The sequence below is a fragment of the Streptomyces sp. NPDC005070 genome (assembly GCF_053600395.1).
On sequence record NZ_JBSFZS010000088.1, the window covers coordinates 1 to 16,892 of the forward strand.

13 protein-coding genes are annotated in these 16,892 nt (G+C 67.7%); 9 read left to right on the plus strand and 4 right to left on the minus strand.

Annotated elements, in window-relative coordinates; translation table 11 throughout:
• Nucleotides 1-78 precede the first annotated feature (78 nt).
• The 7 genes from ACWEBX_RS26270 to ACWEBX_RS26300 all read left to right on the plus strand — a co-directional run bounded on the left by ACWEBX_RS26270 (nt 79) and on the right by ACWEBX_RS26300 (nt 5,465).
• Complete coding sequence (locus tag ACWEBX_RS26270; RefSeq protein ID WP_451887273.1) at nt 79-792, plus strand: ABC transporter ATP-binding protein; 714 nt, start codon at nt 79-81, stop codon at nt 790-792.
• Nucleotides 789-3,002, plus strand: coding sequence for a hypothetical protein (locus ACWEBX_RS26275; protein ID WP_451887274.1), 2,214 nt, complete (start codon nt 789-791; stop codon nt 3,000-3,002). Before ACWEBX_RS26270 ends, ACWEBX_RS26275 begins: the two co-directional genes overlap by 4 nt.
• 434 nt (nt 3,003-3,436) lie before the next feature.
• Nucleotides 3,437-3,904, plus strand: a complete 468-nt coding sequence (locus ACWEBX_RS26280; RefSeq protein WP_451887275.1) for a lamin tail domain-containing protein — start codon at nt 3,437-3,439, stop codon at nt 3,902-3,904.
• A gap of 248 nt (nt 3,905-4,152) precedes the next feature.
• Complete coding sequence (locus ACWEBX_RS26285; protein ID WP_451887276.1) at nt 4,153-4,608, plus strand: hypothetical protein; 456 nt, start codon at nt 4,153-4,155, stop codon at nt 4,606-4,608.
• A gap of 7 nt (nt 4,609-4,615) precedes the next feature.
• Nucleotides 4,616-4,900, plus strand: coding sequence for a hypothetical protein (locus ACWEBX_RS26290; RefSeq protein ID WP_451887277.1), 285 nt, complete (start codon nt 4,616-4,618; stop codon nt 4,898-4,900).
• Complete coding sequence (locus tag ACWEBX_RS26295) at nt 4,897-5,295, plus strand: hypothetical protein (protein ID WP_451887278.1); 399 nt, start codon at nt 4,897-4,899, stop codon at nt 5,293-5,295. Before ACWEBX_RS26290 ends, ACWEBX_RS26295 begins: the two co-directional genes overlap by 4 nt.
• A gap of 5 nt (nt 5,296-5,300) precedes the next feature.
• Nucleotides 5,301-5,465, plus strand: coding sequence for a hypothetical protein (locus ACWEBX_RS26300; protein ID WP_451887279.1), 165 nt, complete (start codon nt 5,301-5,303; stop codon nt 5,463-5,465).
• A gap of 73 nt (nt 5,466-5,538) precedes the next feature.
• On the opposite strand, the gene ACWEBX_RS26305 is transcribed toward ACWEBX_RS26300, so the two are convergent.
• Complete coding sequence (locus tag ACWEBX_RS26305) at nt 5,539-7,068, minus strand: outer membrane protein assembly factor BamB family protein (RefSeq protein ID WP_451887280.1); 1,530 nt, start codon at nt 7,066-7,068, stop codon at nt 5,539-5,541.
• A 619-nt stretch (nt 7,069-7,687) separates the two neighbouring features.
• On the opposite strand from ACWEBX_RS26305, the gene ACWEBX_RS26310 reads away from it, so the two are divergent.
• Nucleotides 7,688-8,716, plus strand: coding sequence for an AraC-like ligand-binding domain-containing protein (locus tag ACWEBX_RS26310; protein ID WP_451887281.1), 1,029 nt, complete (start codon nt 7,688-7,690; stop codon nt 8,714-8,716).
• A 68-nt stretch (nt 8,717-8,784) separates the two neighbouring features.
• On the opposite strand, the gene ACWEBX_RS26315 is transcribed toward ACWEBX_RS26310, so the two are convergent.
• From ACWEBX_RS26315 to ACWEBX_RS26325, 3 genes are all read right to left on the minus strand, one after another.
• Nucleotides 8,785-9,228 carry a hypothetical protein gene (locus ACWEBX_RS26315; protein WP_451887282.1) on the minus strand — a complete coding sequence of 148 codons (444 nt, stop codon included), beginning with the start codon at nt 9,226-9,228 and terminating at the stop codon, nt 8,785-8,787.
• A 1,171-nt stretch (nt 9,229-10,399) separates the two neighbouring features.
• On the minus strand, nt 10,400-14,053 hold the full coding sequence (locus tag ACWEBX_RS26320) for a hypothetical protein (protein ID WP_451887283.1): 3,654 nt from the start codon (nt 14,051-14,053) through the stop codon (nt 10,400-10,402).
• Entirely contained in the window at nt 14,054-15,475 is a 1,422-nt protein-coding gene (locus tag ACWEBX_RS26325; protein WP_451887284.1) for an AAA family ATPase, read from the minus strand. It abuts the gene before it with no gap.
• Nucleotides 15,476-15,991: 516 nt separating this feature from the next.
• Between ACWEBX_RS26325 and ACWEBX_RS26330 the strand changes: the two genes are divergently transcribed.
• The gene (locus ACWEBX_RS26330) at nt 15,992-16,516 is read left to right on the plus strand and encodes a GNAT family N-acetyltransferase (protein WP_451887285.1); all 525 of its coding nucleotides are present in this window, start codon (nt 15,992-15,994) and stop codon (nt 16,514-16,516) included.
• The last annotated feature ends 376 nt before the right edge of the window (nt 16,517-16,892 follow it).

Sequence of the window (16,892 nt, forward strand, 5' to 3'; positions counted from 1 at the left end):
CGACCAGGAGGCCCAGGAGCGCTGGGGGACCACGACGGCATCTGCATTGCGTGATGATCGGCACATTTGAGGGCGGGGATGATGAAGGTGTTGGACCCGGTGGTCCTTGAGGTATCCAATCTGCGGTACCACGTCGGCGGCCGGGAGCTCTTTAGGTCCGTCGATCTCGTGGTGCAGTCCGGGCAATCCGTGGCAATTTCCGGTCCAAGTGGCTGCGGCAAGTCGACTCTGCTGATGTGCTGCCTGGGGTTGGTGAAGCCGGACGCCGGTGAGGTAGCGGTGTGCTCAGAGCGGATGGACCGACTGTCCGGGCGTCGCCTGCTGCGCCACAGGCAGGAGTCGGTGGGCATGGTCTTCCAAACTGGCGAATTGCTCCCGGAGCTTGCACCGCTGGAGAACGTGGCCATTGCTGGATTGTTGGCCGGAATGCCGCGTGCCGAGGCGTTCACTCGAGCAGAGGAACTCTTGGACGAATTAACGGTGCCGGTTGACGCAACCGACACCGGTTCCCTTTCCGGGGGCGAGCGCCAGCGCGTGGCGGTGGCCCGGGCGTTGGTCAATCGGCCAGCACTGCTCCTGGCCGACGAGCCGACCGGAGCACTGGACTCGGCAGCCCGCGAGACCGTTGCCGACCTACTCTATGCGCTACCTGAGCGCTGGCAATGCGGACTGGTCGTGGTCACTCATGATCCCGCCGTCGCAGCTCGTGCGAATCGGCGCTACTTGCTGACAGACGGTGGCCTGATACCTGCCGGCATATCCGAGTCGGCGGCAACGGGGGCAGCGTTGTGAAGCGCCGCGCTCTCGTCTTCCAGCTCCTGCGGGCCGGGCGCAGCGCCATGCTCAGTGCCGAGGCGGGCCGACTCAGATTCTGGGGAATCTCCCTGGCTGCTGGTCTACTGACTCTCGCGTTCAGCGGGCTCGCCCTCGCCCAGGGTACCTACGAAGGCCGTGACATGAGGGGTGCCGCCCGCGCTCCTCAACTGCTCAAAGACACCGAGCGCAGTGCAGCCGTGGCCCTGTGGTCGTGGGGCCGTGATGACATCAACGGCCGCCAGCACACAGTGATCTATCTTGAGCCGCTCACTAAGGACGCTCCGCTGCCGCCCGGACTGTCCCAATGGCCAGCACCGGGCGAGGCCGTACTATCTCCAAGCCTTCTGGAAGCAGGGCAGCACGAGGGCATTCGTTCCCGGTACGGCAACCTCGCTGGCACCATCGCACCCGAGGGCCTGCAAGCACCAGCCGAACGCTTCGCCTACGTGCGGCCGCGCGCCAAACTCCTCGACCCTCACCAGATGTACCCGATCAGAGGCTTCGGGACGCCGGCCGGTGGCATGACTGCGCTCGGCGAGAGCATGTCTCTCCCAAAGCTCTCGGTGTTTGCTGCCGGACTTGCTGGATTCGCTCTGCTGCCCGCCGGAGCTCTAGTAGTGGCCAGTGTCCGCACGGGCTCAGCCGCTCGGGCGCGCAGGCTGGCGCTCTTCGAAACGCTGGGCGCAAGCTTCGCCTCCCGAACAGTATTTACCGTGGGCGAGGTCGTAGTCCCTGCTGCGCTCGGCTGCGGTGCTGCCATGACGGTGCTCATCCCCGTTCTCATCACCGAGGTTCCCTTCCCCCTGGTCGACTTCGTTCTCAGCACCGTGGATGCGCGCCGTACGGTTCCCGGACTCGTCGGCTCAGGGCTTGCTGCCTTCATCTTGGTGCTGGCATCATCCGTGCTGCTTCGCCCTCGCCGCCCGCGACAGGACGCGGCCAGCCTGCCGTCTCCGCGATTCCAGCGGCAACGAGCGTGGCTGCCCTGGCTATTCCCCTTCGCGATGCTCATCGCCGTACGTGGATCCGAACTAGCCAGCGATGACCTGCGCCTGCCGGTGTACGCAATAGGTGTGACGGGAGTCCTGATCACCCTTCCCGCTGTGATTGCTGCCGTGACCGGGTGGGCCGGTGGACGGATCGCTCGCCTTGGCAACCAGCTGGGACGGCCAGGGATGCTGCTTGCCGGACGCAGAATGGCAACCCAGACCAGAGTGACCGCGCGCTTCGTTGCCTCCCTGGTCATCATGATCGGTCTAGTGGCCCAAACTCAGCTCTGGACTGGCCTACTGGGCGAGAACGCCGCTAACGCCATGGCAACTCAGGACCGGATCGGAACCTCGCTGCTGAGCGTCTCTCCTTACCCCGAAAACCCTCACCAGATAAGGGAATTTTCCGCTGCTCTCCCCACGGACGTGGACCTGCTTCTGATGCGCCAGACGCCCCCTGACAATGCCAGCCCAGGCACTGTCACCCTGATGGGAAGCTGTGCTGACCTCAAGGCCGTCCACTTGCCCTGCGGGAAGCGACACCGCGAGGCTGAGCTTCAACCCCGCGATCCGCGAGTCACCGAACTCCTTCGCTGGACACTCGGAGGAACCGATGGCCAGGTCCGATCCCAGACCGGAAGCGTGGTCGGCGCGAAGGCGAAGAACGATGAGTCACTGTCCTTGGTCGCTCTCTCACGCTCAGGTCACAACCTCTCCGTGCCTCAGCTTCGAGAGACGGCTCGAACTCACCTGGGCATGCGCGCCACCGCTGAACCGCTCGGAAACGACTGGCTCCTGGGCGCCACAGACCTGGCCACGTCCGCTTCATGGGTCAGGCTGCTCGGCCTCCTCGGGGCATGCCTGACCTCCCTAGCGATTGGCTTCAGCGTCCTGGCGGAACTCCTGCGTTTTAGCCGCGAGATGGCACCGCTCACCACACTGACTGGCGGGAGCAGAATCTACGGCTCCGTCCTCGGTTGGAGCCTGCTCTTCCCCGCTCTACTCGCCGCTGTGACGGGAAGCGCGATATCGCTGTGGCTGACTGCGCCAATCACTGTGGGGGGACGCCAACCGGTCCCGAGTAGTCTCTATCTCGTACTCGCATTGGGAGCCGGTGTCAGTTCTGTCCTGCTGTGTGCGTGGGGATGGCGCGCAGCAGATAGAGCGGCCTTGAGGTGGAGGCCGACCGCCGACTGAGTAACGGCGGTGGCCTAACTGACCGAAACCGTGTTGCTGGCGCTCTGCGAAGCCCTGTCCCGTTCCCTGGGACAGGGCCTTTTGCCGTCCGGAGCCGCTGACCGGAAAAAGGGCTGTTACTCACTTTCGGGTGACGGCTGCCTTTCGGGCAGGGTGGCGCTACCTGGCAGGCAGCGACCGATGGCCAATCGCCGCAAGGCTGCTGAGACCGGGCGCGCGTCAACTTCGTGCACCGACGGAATGCATGGCTGCTGCAGTCAAGTGTCACGGCGGTGCGGTTGATCGGTAACGCACCCCGGATTGCATTCACATCCCGGCGATCAGACGGGCATGGTGTGAATGCGCGACCACCCGGCCGCCACCCGTACGCCGCACAACCCGGCCCCGACCAGGGTGTTTTGGGGTTGTGTCCGCACGATGCAGGGGGATTCCCGATGACTGTTTCCACGACCTCCCGTCGTCTGACCGCCGCCGCGCTGACCGCCGCGGCCATCACCGCGGCGATCGCGGTCCCGGCGTCCGCAGCCGATCCCCGCCCGCACCGCCAGGCGGTGGAGATCAGCCAGGTACAGGCTGACTCCCCGGGCCGCGACGACCGCTCCAACCGCTCCCTGAACCAGGAGTGGGTGGAGATCACCAACAACACCCGCCGCAGCGTGAACCTGGACGGCTGGACCCTCTCCGACGCGGACGGCCACACCTACACGTTCGACCACTACCGCCTCGACGGCCGCGCAACGGTCCGCGTCCACACAGGCCTCGGCCGTGACACCCACACCGATGTCTTCCAGGACCGCCGCGCTTACGTGTGGAACAACGACCGCGACAGGGCGACCCTGCGCAACGACCACGGCCGCTTCATCGACGACGCCTCTTGGGGCCGCCGTCACTTCCACCACTGACCGGACCTGAAGCACCGCCGCCCGCCTGGGACTGCTCCTCGCCGGGCGGGCGGCGGTGAAACAGGGTGGGCCGGGCCGATCACCTGCGGCCCGGCCCACCCGTCCTGTCGCTCTCCCTGGCGGTGACCGTGGGGTGAAGGGGGAGTGGAGGAGTTGAAACGCCCGCTCAACGCGCGTAGCGCAGCCGTCGGCGGTGCGCTTGTCTCAAGGACGTACATCTCCAACCCCCCACATCCCTTGGAGAGTTCATGTTCCGCCGTACTGTGTTCGGCCTGCCCACGGCCTCTCTGATCATTCTCGGCCTGTCGGCCGGCCCGGCTCTGGCCGAGCCGCCCGCACCCCCGTCAACGGCGACCGCCCGCAGCGAACTCTCTGCCCTGACCGTCGCCGCCCCGCACTCCATTGACGGCTACGCCCGCGACAAGTTCGACATCTGGTCCACCCAGCCCGACGGCTGCACCACCCGCCAGGACGTCCTCGCCCGCGACGGCAAAAACGTCCAGGACCAGCCGAACAGCTGCCAGCCCGCCGGCGGCTCCTGGTACTCCGCCTCGCCGGTTGCGTGGAAGTTGTGCCTTTGGTTGTCGACCGCAGGCTGCCAGCACCGGAGAGCGTCATGGGCAACGCAGGAGCCCCGCGAGTGCAGGATGGACAGCTCATCCCGCCGTTCTTCAACCTCTCTCGACGCCATGGAAATGTTATAGTGAGGCTATGGCTACAACGACGATTCAGGTGTCCCGTGAGGTGAGAGACCATCTGGCCGAACTCGCCAAGGAGCGGGGGCTGAGTCTGGGGCAGTTGGTCGAGGCGCTTGCGGCCGGGCAGCCGACCGCCGCGCAGCGCGCTGAACGCCTTGCGGCCGACCGCGACGTTGTGCGGCGGCTTGTGGGCATCGAGCTGACCGACGAAGACTTTGAGCAGGCCCCCGACGTTCTGGGCAACCTCTACAAGATCGCTGCCGAGAAGGCTCGTTCCGCCAGGGGCACAGCTGCGTGATCGTTCTTGATACGAGTGCGGTGCGCGCGCTGGCCGACGGGCACAAAGCGCTGAACCTGCTCGCCGGCAACATGGCCCGCACTCCCACTGAGCAGCTCCGCATCCCTGCCCTGTGCCTTATGCAGGCCGAAGCTGACGAGGAACACCTGCACCGGCGAGTGCTGGCGTTCTCCTCTGTTCTGGTCGACCCGCTCGACACTGCGGCCGCCGCCACCGTCGGCACCATGATCCGTGACGGTTACGGAGGCCCCGACACATGCCACGCGCTGTACTGCGCTCTGCCTCGAGCGGAGTTCACGGGCATGTCGATCCTGCTCACCGAGCACGAGGATCGTTACCCGCCGGGCGTGGTCACCGTCGACATCAACTCACCCGGCATGCTCGGCTTCCACTGATACCAGTGGAACGACTCTGGCAGCGCCAAGACCTGGTCACCTTCCTCAACCGGGATCTGCTGGTCGGGCAATTGCCGGTACTGCGCACCCTGATCAGCGGGCCGTTGGGGGAGGCATGGGAAGCAGCCTTTCCCGAGCTGGCTGCCGTCCGGAGCGCGCCGGCCGCGTGAATCTGACCGACCTGCACCGCCGGCTCCTTGCTGATGTACGCCGAGGAGAACCTGGGCGAGGCTTGAGCTGCGCTCAGTGCCAATCGAAGGCTTTCACCGGCGGCGTGCCGGGCCTGCTCTCCTTGTTGACCCAGATCATCCGGTTGCCGTGCAGGTGCATCGTGTACGGCTCGTCCCGTGTCACTCGCAGGCGACGCCGCGCCACCTCACTGCCGTCGGCGGGGTCGAGTACATATGCCTGGCATCGCCACGCGACATGCTGCCCCTCGTGCTCATCCTCGTAGTGGCGCAGGACGACCACATGACCACGATGGCAGGCCAGCGCGTCGATGCCCCAGCCGCCGTCCCACGTCCACAGGTGCCGGCCCGTCGACAGCGAGAAGCCGGCGAGACGGACAAGGTAGTTGTACTCCGGCACCCTGACGAACGTGACCAGGGTGTCCCCGGCCCAGGTGACATGGCGTCGTCCGTCGGCGAGGGCCCAGGAGGCGTACGGGGCTATCGAGGCGTCGTCGTCCGACGACAGCTCCGCGACGGCATTGCCGTCCGTGTCCAGTCGCAGCAGACAGTCCGGGCCGCGACGGCCCTCGCCCTCGACGGCGAGCAGCACGGGGTCCGCGGCAACGATCCGTACCCGCGCGACGGGGCCGTCGACGGGCATCGGCTTCTCCCAGCGCACTGTGCCGTCGGCGGCATCCACCGATGTGACGGTGGCGGTGCCCGCCCGCCGCGTGACGAGAAGGAGTCGATCTCCTGCGGCCCCGATCTGAGCCTCGTTCGTCAGGCCGTGCGGCACGGTCCATGCCGATCGGCCCGTATGCATGTCCAGGGCGACGACCGCCGATCCCGTGGCGATGATCGCTCTCTCCCCGGACAGGGCAGCGGTGCCGAGCCGGAGACCGGAGGTGCCGGGCCGGAGCTCTTCGAGGTTCTGCCGCGCCGACCAGAGCTGGTTGCCCGAGGTCACGTCGAGGGCGGTGACGGTGGCGTTTTTCCGACCGTCGGAGGTGTCCGGCCAGTGGATGAGCAGCGCGACACCGTCCACCACCTCATCGGCCATGGCCGACAGCACGTTGCGGCCGGGTACCTCCCAGGCCCAGCGCTGCTCGCCGGTTGCGGTGTCGAAGGCCCGGAGCCGATCGAAGGCGGCCCTGACGATGAGCCCGTCGCAGTGCCAGGTGCCCAGCACCTCAGAATCGGCGCGACCGCTGTGTCGGGCCTCCCACACCGGCTTGAGCGCACGCAGCCGCCGCTTGGGAAGCCATACCGAATCTGGCGCCCTGTCCTCGTACATGCGTCTCTCCACCCCCAGAAGAACCGATGTCGAGGGAAGCGTAAAGGGCGTGCCGATCACAGGAACCCGGCGCACCGGCAGGGAGCGTTCCAGGGTGAGGGAGCGGGGGTCGAGGAGATCCACGGTGTCGGCGGCGTCTCCCTCGATGGTCCGTCGCAAGACGACGCGTTCGTCGCCGGCCACGACCTCGGCCCGGACGGACAGCACGTTCTCGCGGACAGCGGGGGTGAGCACGGCGCTGCCGCCGAGAGCGTGTTTGAAGAGCATCAGCAGGCTGGACTTGCCGGTGCCGATCGGGCCTGTGATCACCCCTGCGCCTGGCACAGGGCCTGCCCGTGACGGATAACTCGCCGGAGGCGTCGTTGTACGGTTCATCCTGGCCCTCAGTACTCTGCTGGCGACCGGGAGACCTCCTGTGCCTGGTGCCGTGGGCAGAGCTGCGCGCGGCAGCCGCCAAGTTCATCACTGGCGCCGCGGACGCGGCGGCCGCCGAAGCCGTGAAGCACGAGGCTTCGTCGAGGACGTACTCCGTTGGCGCCGGCCGTCGCGCCGCTGTCCGGCTTGACCCGCTCTGCGCCCCATGGGCTGCGGCCGCGCCGACAGTGCACCGCCGTGCGTGGAGCGATGCAAGGCTCCTTCGCCTGCGGGATCTGCGATTCTCAGCAGGCAACCGTGAGCGAAAGAACAGACCTCATGCGCCTGTTCGATGACCTCCAGGACCACAGGCAAGGACTTACGACGCGCTACAACCAGATCGCCGATTCCCCGGCGGCAGAACTTCGGCCGTGAGGTGAAGTTCGTCGCCGACTGGATCATCAAGCCTCGCAGATACGGACGACACGCGGACAACCATGCGCGGCCGACGGTTCGGCTACCGCATTCTGGTCCCGTCGAAAGAAGATCCAACGGGGGGCGCTGGATGTGGTCAATGTTATCAACGTGCGAAATACCGGCGGGGGAACGGTTCGACTGGTACTCCGACATCGTCTCGCGCGAGGTGATGCCGGCCGCCCTCAGCAGTGAGCGACCGGCCGAGTTCCAAGGTGAGGCAGCGGTGTTGGACCTGGGGGAGGTCCGCGTGTCGAGGTTCTCCCTGTCGCCCCTGCGTTCCCGGCGTACGCCCGCGATGATCCGGTGCGGGGACCCGGAGCAGTACCAACTGGCCCTGCTGCGCAAGGGCGCGACGTCGCTCTCGCAGCACCGGAACGAATGCACCGTCGGAGCCGGAGACCTCATGCTCTGGGACACATCGCGTCCCTCCGACAATCGGATGCCCGCCACCGGCGGTCAGGTGCGGGCGACGATTCTCATGCTGCCCCGGGACATCGTGCCGTTGCGCACCCAACGCCTCGACCGGGTGCTGGCCCGTCGCATCCCCGGCGGCCGGGGCATGGCCTCGATCCTGTCGTCGTTCATGACCGCGCTGGAGGACCAGGGCGCCGCATGCGGTCCGGAGGAGCTACGTCATCTCGGCACGGTCGCCGTGAGCCTTGCGACGGCCTGCCTGGCCCAGCACGTGGACGCCGAGCAGCAACTCCCCGCCGAGGTACGGACGCAGGCGCTGCTCCAGCGGATCCACGCGTTCATCGAGCACAACCTCGGCGATCCGGAGTTGAGTCCGCCAGCGGTCGCCGCACACCACCACATATCGGTGCGCACCCTCCACCAACTCTTCCACGACCAAGGCGAGAGCGTCCGCGCCCGGATACGCCGACGTCGCCTGGAGCGGTGCCGCGACGACCTCGCCGACTCCGGTCTCCGTGCCCGTCAGGTCAACGCCATCGCCGCCCGGTGGGGCTTCAGCGGACCGGTGGTCTTCAGTCGTTCCTTCCGCGACGAGTACGGACTCAGCCCGACAGAGTTCCGTGCCCTCAACGCCGAGGACTCGAGCGCCACCGGCTCCGCGATCGGCGGAGGCGCCCTTCAATCGTTCCCGCGCGCATTGCCACATGTTTGAGCGTTGCGAACGGACGCCGCACCCGTGCGTCGGCAGCGCCTGCCCGCGCACGGATGCGGCCCACGAGGTCAGCAGCCGTTGTTGATGGCCTTGGTGCCGACGTAGAGGACGCCGTTCGAGTTCATGTCGACGGTCGATCCGCCGCCGCCCTTGGTGTTCGAGGCCCAGACCACGCCGCCACTGCTGTTGTAGACGACGAAGTTGCCATCCGTCTGGTAGACCGCCCAGTTGTTGTCCCCGGAGCCCCAGCTCTTCGTCGACCAGCAGGCGTAGCGGCTCCCGTCGTCGAACCGGAGGTACTCGACCAGGTTGCCGTCGTTCTGCATGACAAGCTGGATCTGCCAGCCCTGGGGGGAGAACCGATAGATCATCTGGCCGACGTGCAGGGCCTCCCCCCGGTACAGAAAGCTTTGGCCCGCAGCCGCCGACGCGGTTCCGGGGGTGCCGATGAGTGCGGACGCGGCCAGACCGGCCGCCGCCGCGGCCGTCGCGAGCCAGCGGGTGATGCTCATACCTACGGTCCTCCGTTCGAGACATTCCAGGGCTGTGCTGCCGGACCCGGGCACCCGCCGGGCCCGGTCACTCACGCGAGTGAAGGCCTACCGGTGCTGCGGCTCCCTGGAAGACGATGCCAACGGACCATGTGGCGGAGTTGACGTGGAGTGCGGGGTTACTTGATCTCGGGTGCGGACGTCGTCGAGGTATTCGCGGTCGGCCTTGCTCCTCTCGGCGGCACCCTCGCCAAGGCCAGGCTCCTTGCCACGCGCCCTTGCCGTGATTGGAACCTACCGAGCGCGTCTCGCTGGCCGCACCCGGTGTGGAGGTGTGGGCGTCTGCGAACTTCCGAGCTGGATCACGGACCGGCTCACCGTCCTTCGGGTGTAAAAAAGCCTGTTCAACATGATCGAGCCCCCGTTGTCCGCAGCGCCCGCTACGGTAGATCCCGTAGTGAACGGCATGCCGCGAACCGCCGTCTCCGCTGCTGCCCCGCGCCCACGTTGCACCGGAGCAGCGCCGCCGGACAAGGACCGATGTCGGGTCCCGCGCAGCACCGCCTGAACAACCCGTCTGTCCGGCCGCGCCCCTTGCACGCGACGTCCGGCGGGAACGCATGGGGTCCCGCTGTGGAGACGACCGCGACTAAAACCGGCAGGGACCATCTCAAGCGGCAGGCCCGGCAGATCGCCCGCACCACGGGCCGACGCTTCCCTGACGTACTTGCCGAGCTGCGCCGTGCACCCCGCCCGTCGATGCGGCGTCCCTCGACAAAACTCGTCCTGCTCTGCAACGGACTCGCACACCTCATCGACGGCGGCCGCTGCGCCCGCCCCGTCGGCCACCACCTGCTCGACGGCGACGGCGCCGCGCCGTGCCGAGGGATGAGCCACCACTGTAGGAGCCTCTCAGATTGAAGGCCCGGGAACGGGCAGGGGCTTGAGCCTCCAGCGCTCGCGCACCGGCAGGCCGAACCGATGCGCGCTGCGTTGTCGACCATCTCGACCGGCCGTCGCGTCACTCATCCGCTGACCATGCCCTTGGAAGATGGACAGGCGCAGGACGACGGATCCCTCGACCCGATCGTGAAGCTCGCACCCTCTGCGTCCTCATCGTGGCCGCCTGCAAGCCGCTTCTGGTGCAGTCGTCCCCAGTCCGTTGACCTGATGATCCCTTCCGTTCCTCCAGTCAACGCTCCCACTCGGGGAACAAAAGGAACCGGTCGAGACGGTTGAGGTGAGCCGACTCCCCGGTCCCGACCATCCGCACGATCTCCTTCGGAAGGCGCTCCTGGTCGAGACCGAGCAAGGAAGAGGGCAGGTCGGTCGGTTCGCTGCCACCTGTGATGCCGTCGCGGAGCAAGATACTGGGGAGAAGCGCGCCCCGGGCCTCTGAAGCGGCCTCCTCGGTCAGCAGGGGGAAGATTCTGACGTGAGTGCCGAGCCGGTCCCAGCCGAGGTGGTCGAACAGGCCCGGATCCAGCTTCAGGGAGAGGGCGCCGGTCAGGCGGCCGATGCGTACGGCAAATAGCGGCCACCGGGTTCCCGGCACCGAGATCAGCACCACCGTGTGCTGACAGACGGCCTTGAGCTGCGCCCATGCCTGGGGGGTGCGGTCGCGTACGGCTTGCCGGGCGATCACCCTGTTGGGGCTGTCCCCGGTGTCAACCAGCCTTCCGATCAGGACCGGCGCCAAGAGCGTCCAGGCGATCCGGTCGGGAAGCAGCACCGTGTCGAGGTCTCCGGTGATCTCCGCGACCAGGGTGGTACGGGCGCTGAAGTCCGCTGGGCGCTCGAATAGCCGCTCTCGGAATCCTCCACTGCGGCCGGGGAGGATCGTCGTCAGATCGGCGAGCGTCGCCCCCTCCTCGCCCGGATCGAGAAGGGCGTCGACGGCCTGCTGAAGCAGGGCGCGCTCATGACTGATGATGGGAGACGGAGCTTCGAGGGTTATCAGCCGGCGAACTCGGTTGTTGCGGAAGACGATCTGCCTGTACGGGTTGTTGAGTGCACCGCCCTGGACGCGCCCCTCGTGGACGAACAGCGGGCGCAGGTCGGCGGGCAGCACCGGAAGCCTGTGCAGCAGTGCGCCCCGGGGAGGGGTCTTGCCTCGCCGGGTGAACATCAGTCGCAGCGCGTCCACACCCGTGCACAGCCGGTCCCCGTCGAGGCGGGGCTCCGTCTCCGCGGGCGGGAGGACGAGCTCGTCGTGGTCGCTGTCCCTGACGACGTGGCACCGTTCGTGAACAATTTCCGCCAGCGTCCCGTGGTCGAGGCCGAGGGCGTCGCTCAGACGGTCCATGTACCAGGGGTGGACCATCGGCGCGGCCAGTTCGATGTGGCCCATGCGCCAGCGCCGGACCTTGCTGTCCGTCACCTCCACCCCGCACCTGGGGCAGACCTTGCCCGCGTGAGATGACCTCCGGAATTTCCCGCAACTGCATGCGTGGTCGCGGACCGGTCCGAAGATCCGCTGACAGGCCAGGCTGGCCGGCACCGGCAGCCCGGTCCGCAGGTCCATCGTGTCAAATTCCCGCACCTCGCCGAAGGATGCGGCGAGGATCTGGTCGTCGTCGATGGCCTGGAACGACAGCCGGTCGCCGTGCCACACGGGTTCGACGCAGGCGGCGCGCAGCAGGCGGCCCCAGTTGCGTACCGCCTCCAGCGGTGCGGACTCCAGCGTCGATGCTTCCTCGGACGGCGGTGTCGGGATCTCCCGCAACGAGGTCCCGCCTTCGGCCAGGAGCTGGTAGAAGCCGAGGCGCCCGTCGATGAAGTCACTGCGGAACACATGGATCTCGAAGGCGGTTCGGGTCGCCCCGCGTCGCAACAGCCACGCCAGATCCGTAAGCCGGACCGGTTGCCCCGGATCTGCCGTGTCGGTCCGTACCGGCAGCTGCGTGACCATGGAGTACGGACCGGTCGCCCGGGCGCGGACGACGGCTCGGGAGCGCTCGTCGGGGCGGAGCCGGACGCCGACGGTCCTGGTCGCCTCTCCGCTCGCCCAGGGATGGTCGGGGCCGACGAGTACATCCGTCCCGTGGCCGTCGTGAGTGCCGCACACCACCGCTCTGGAGCCGTCCGGGCCGTACAGGACGTCGCCGGTCTCCAGGGGATTCGTCGTCGCCAGGCTGATGCTGATCCTTGCGCGTTCGCCGCGGCGCAGCACCTCGTTGTGGACCACACGTTGCGGATGCCAGACGACCTTGAAGGGCTCGGACGCCGCGGTACTGATGTGCACACTCAGCACCCTCGCGGGGTGCCGGCCCGCCCAGCGGAACGACGCGTCCTGGCGATCGGCGAATTTCTCGCCGAAGATCGCGCGTAGCAGTCGCTGCTCCTCGGTGAGGTTCTCCTCGGCGAGGGGTGTGCTGATACCGACGAGAAGGTCACCCGGCTCGACCGTCGCGCCGGGCAGCACGATGCCGTCCGGGGCGAGCGCCCTGCACAGGTCAGGCGGCACCTCCGGCGGTTCGGCGGTGAGCTCGTCGAGCCCGAGCTTGGTTGTGCGCAGGGATACGCCGACGTTGTCCAGGCCCGAGCCGGAAAGTGTCCCGGGCTTGGACAGGCCCAGTGAGACCAGCGCCGCGTCGCCCCGGAGGTCAGGGGACACGGCCACGACACAGGGCCGGTACAGGTCGGCGCCGCGGGCCAGGCCGGTGTCTTCGTGCCGCTCGGCGGCGAGGGCGTAGCCCGCCTTGCGGGCGAACCGTGCGCTGAACCCGTCGGTGTACCGGCGACGCCGCAGGGGGCGGCGGACTCCGGCCTGTTCCGCGATGACGGTCCGCAGCTCGGACCCGGTCGGACGGTTGCGGCCGGTGACGGTGCGCCGGAAGGCGGCTTGCAGGATCTTCTCGACGTTGGTCTGCCGGTCGTAGCGGGGGTGATCGGCGACGGCGACGAGTTGCCTGGTCGGCCGGTCCTGACCGTGTTGGTCCCGGACGTCACTGACCCACAGCATGTCCGGGAGGTCAAAGACCAGTTCGTCGTCCCGCTCGGTCAGCCCCAGCATCAACGGCAGCTGCATCAACTCCAGACTCCGGAGGTCAGATGCCTGCCCTGGCCGACGGATCCGCAGGTCGAGGGTGAGCGGGATCCGGCAGTCGGAAGGGTGTACCCCGCCCTTCTGGATCTGCCACCACAGGCTCAGTGTCACCCGTGTTCCGCACCGGTCGCAGCTGACATACGAGGCCGTCGTTCCGCATCCGTGACACTGGGGCCCCTGCGCGGGCAGCCGGCCGTTGCCAGACATCGCCCTGCATGCGCAGGCGTGGTCATAACGGGCGGCATGCCCCGTCCGGCTCCCGCACAAGCAGGCCCACGTACCCAAGTGGTACCCGGTGAGGTCCACGTCGACCGGCGGCTCTGAAGAGTCGTCGTCCGTCAGCCGCATTGGGAACAGCCGGTGCAGGGCCTGCTCCAGGCCGATCTCCCGCCGGTCGGCAGCGGGCACGTCCAGCTGGAGGAAGTCGGCGAAGCCCTGGCAGTGCCGCTGGTGCAGGGACGCGTACGTGTCGTCGCGCTCTGCCGACCGCTGGCGCAAGAGCAGTCGGGCGTAGCGCAGCAGGTCGGGCCGGGCCTGGCTGAAGTACTCCAGGCCGAGGTCGAGGTCGTCGCGCAGGGCGAGCACACCGAACCGTGCCAGGCGCAGCTCACGGAACTGTGCGTCAGTGAGGACCTCGTGCACCTCGTCGGCGAGGTCGTCCTCCACGGTGTAGCGCACCACAGTGGAGAGGGCGTAGTCGCTGCGGTGGGAACGCCATTGTCGGGCGTCCTCCGCCAACTCCTTGCGGTAGGTGCCCTGTGCGATTCCTTCGGCGATGCGCTCGCGGAACGACGGCATCTATCGCTTCTCCCGGAAGTATTCCTTGAACCGGTTGTGACAGAAGGTGTACGAGTGCCTGCGTTCGCCGGTTCGCAACAAGAACCGCTGCAGGTCACGTACCACCTGATCGAGCCTCCCGCCGGTCAGGCCTGAGATCCGCAGCAGGTCGGAGCGGTGCAGGGGGCCGTACGCTTCCAGGATCATGCCGAGCACCTTCTCGTGCAGACCGCTGTTGACGGAGCGGTGAAGCTGCTCGAACTGCTCGTCGAGGTACGAGTACAGGCCGTTCGGGGTCCGTCGGATGCTCTCCGGAGTGAGCCTGCCGTGTTCCACGTCTTCGACCAGGAACCGTAGATAGAACGGGTCTCCCTCGGAGACGTCATGCAGGGCGTCGACGAAGCCGGGCCGCTGGCCGAGGGCGGCACCGGCCGGCCCGGCGTGCTGCTGCAGCAACTGCCGGACGGCGTCGGTGTCCAAGCCGCCAAGCGTCACTCGCAGACCGATGTCGTCCGGTGTCAGGCCCACTTCTTCGAGGTAGGACCGTTCGCCCTGGGACCGGGCCGAGAGAAGGACGAACAGATTCTTCGGCAGGCGCCGAGGGAGGAGACCGAGCAGGAAGCTGGGATGCCGGTCCACCTCGTCGATGGCGTCCAGCACCACCACGGTCGGGGTCTCCCGGTCTTTCTCGACCACCTCGAGAAACCGAGCCGTCAAAGCGCGCCCACCGGTGGGAACGGCACGGTGCGGGTCGAGTTGCTCGCACAGGTTGGAGAGCAGATCGTCGAGCCGCGTCGGGTCGAAGGCTCCGCCCGCTGTCTTGTAGCGCTGACTGATGAAGTGGTAGAGGTAGCCGGGCTGTTGACAGACCAGTACGGCGAGCAACGATGTCTTGCCGTACCCGGAAAGCCCGTCGACGAAGACGTATCCGCGGTCATGCCCGTCGACGTGGTCGCGGATGGCGCCGACCTCGGCGTCGCGGCCCGCGAACTTCTCGGTGTGATAGTCGAGCAGGTGCTGGAAGAACCGCCGCGATCCGCCGGACGACGAACTCTGCGCTTGGGGCGAGCGAGGGAGCGGAGCGGAGCCCGTCTCCAGGGTGAGGGCGCCGGCCCAAAGGTGCCGGACGGTGTCGACCACCTGTTCATCACGCCGGGCTCTACGGGCCAGGACGGTGGCCACGGACACGACGGCCTCGGCCCGGCGCGGAAGCGAGGACTCGGACAGGATCCTGCGGACAGTGTCCCCGCTCGGCGCGTCCGGCAGATCGTCGTCCTCTTTGATCTCGTCCGCGATGTCGTCCGTAGCCGGCGCGCCCGCGTGCGCATAGAGCTCGTACAACAGTGACTTGAGGTCGCGAAGAGGGCCTGGGTCGGCGATGACAGGACGCTGGACGGGCCGTGGCCGTGGTGTGCGCTGCGCCGCGCTCTGCTCGTCCCTCACCGGACAAGCATCGCGCAGGACCTCTCCCGTATGCGTGACTTCGGCGCGACTCAGCGCAACCGGGCGCAGCTCGGATTCCGGGTCCTGACACGCCGCAGGCTGATGGGAGGTCGGCCGACCACAACGTCCCCCCGTCCACAGCCCCTTGGAGCTGCTCCATGTCAATGCCCCCGCGGAAGCACCCGTCCGTCCCGGACCCGACCCGCCGACCGGCTGATGCCTCATCCGCCCTCACCACGGCCCCCGAACGCTCCGCTGACACCGCACCGCTGTATCGCGTCTTGCTGAAAGGGGCGTTCTACGAAGCTGGTAGGACGCTGTTCCGGGAAGTCTGGAAGATGATCGCCGGCGAGTGACGGCCGACCGGGGCCTGGCCGACGCGATACATCACACGAGAGATTAGGCTGCCAGCCTCGTCACCACCGCCGGACCTGTGGCCACGAAGCGCGTCGGCGCCCCACGGGCCGGGCCGGGCCGGGACGAGGGCCGGCACGTGCCGCCTCGTACCCTGTGACCATGCTGAACCCTGATCACATTCACCTGCGCCCCGTCACCGAGAAAGACCTGGACCAGCTCGAACGTCTTCATGAAGATCCCGCCGAAGCCGGAGACCACGGCTTCTTCGGATTCCGTAATCCAGGGCAACTCCGACGGCAGTGGGCTGACGGATTCCTGTCTGCTCAGGGCGGCAGGCTCGTGATCGCCGCAGACGACGACCGGTTCGTCGGCGAGGTGCAGTGGCACGAGGTGATGCAAGGCCCGGCGTCTCCGTGCTGGAACATCGGCATCTGCCTGCTCACCGCCGAACGCGGCAAGGGCTACGGTACGCAGGCACAGCGCCGGCTCGCCGCCTACCTGTTCGACCACACCAAGGTCAACAGAGTCGAGGCGAGTACCGAACTGGCGAACATCGCCGAACAGCGTGCCCTGGAGGGAGCGGGCTTCACCCGCGAAGGCGTCCTGCGCGGGGCCTGCTTCCGAGCCGGCGCATGGCGCGACATGGTCCTGTACTCGGTGCTGCGCTCGGACCAGGCGGCCTGAGTCCGCCCCTTGTCCGCCGCAGCCGCGCATCCGTGATCGAACCGACCATCGCATCGACCGGGCCCCGGTCGGTGCGGGCGGCGATCCCGCCGTCCGCGCGTGCGCTTCTTGACCGAATCCGACTGACACGGCATCATCACGCCTTCTCGCGCCACGTGGCGTGCCGATCCAGTGGCGGGACGAACCGGCAGCGCTGCGCCGCGTCGGTATGTGGTTCAACCGCTCCCTTCACACAGAGTGCTGCGGTGTACAGATCTGACGCAGGCACGTGGCCGGGATCTACCCGCCCCGCACCACACCACGACGTCGTCGCGGTGCATGTAGTGGTCGACCGGGCTGCCCGGCCTGGCAAGCGGTCCGTCACTCCCAGCAGGAC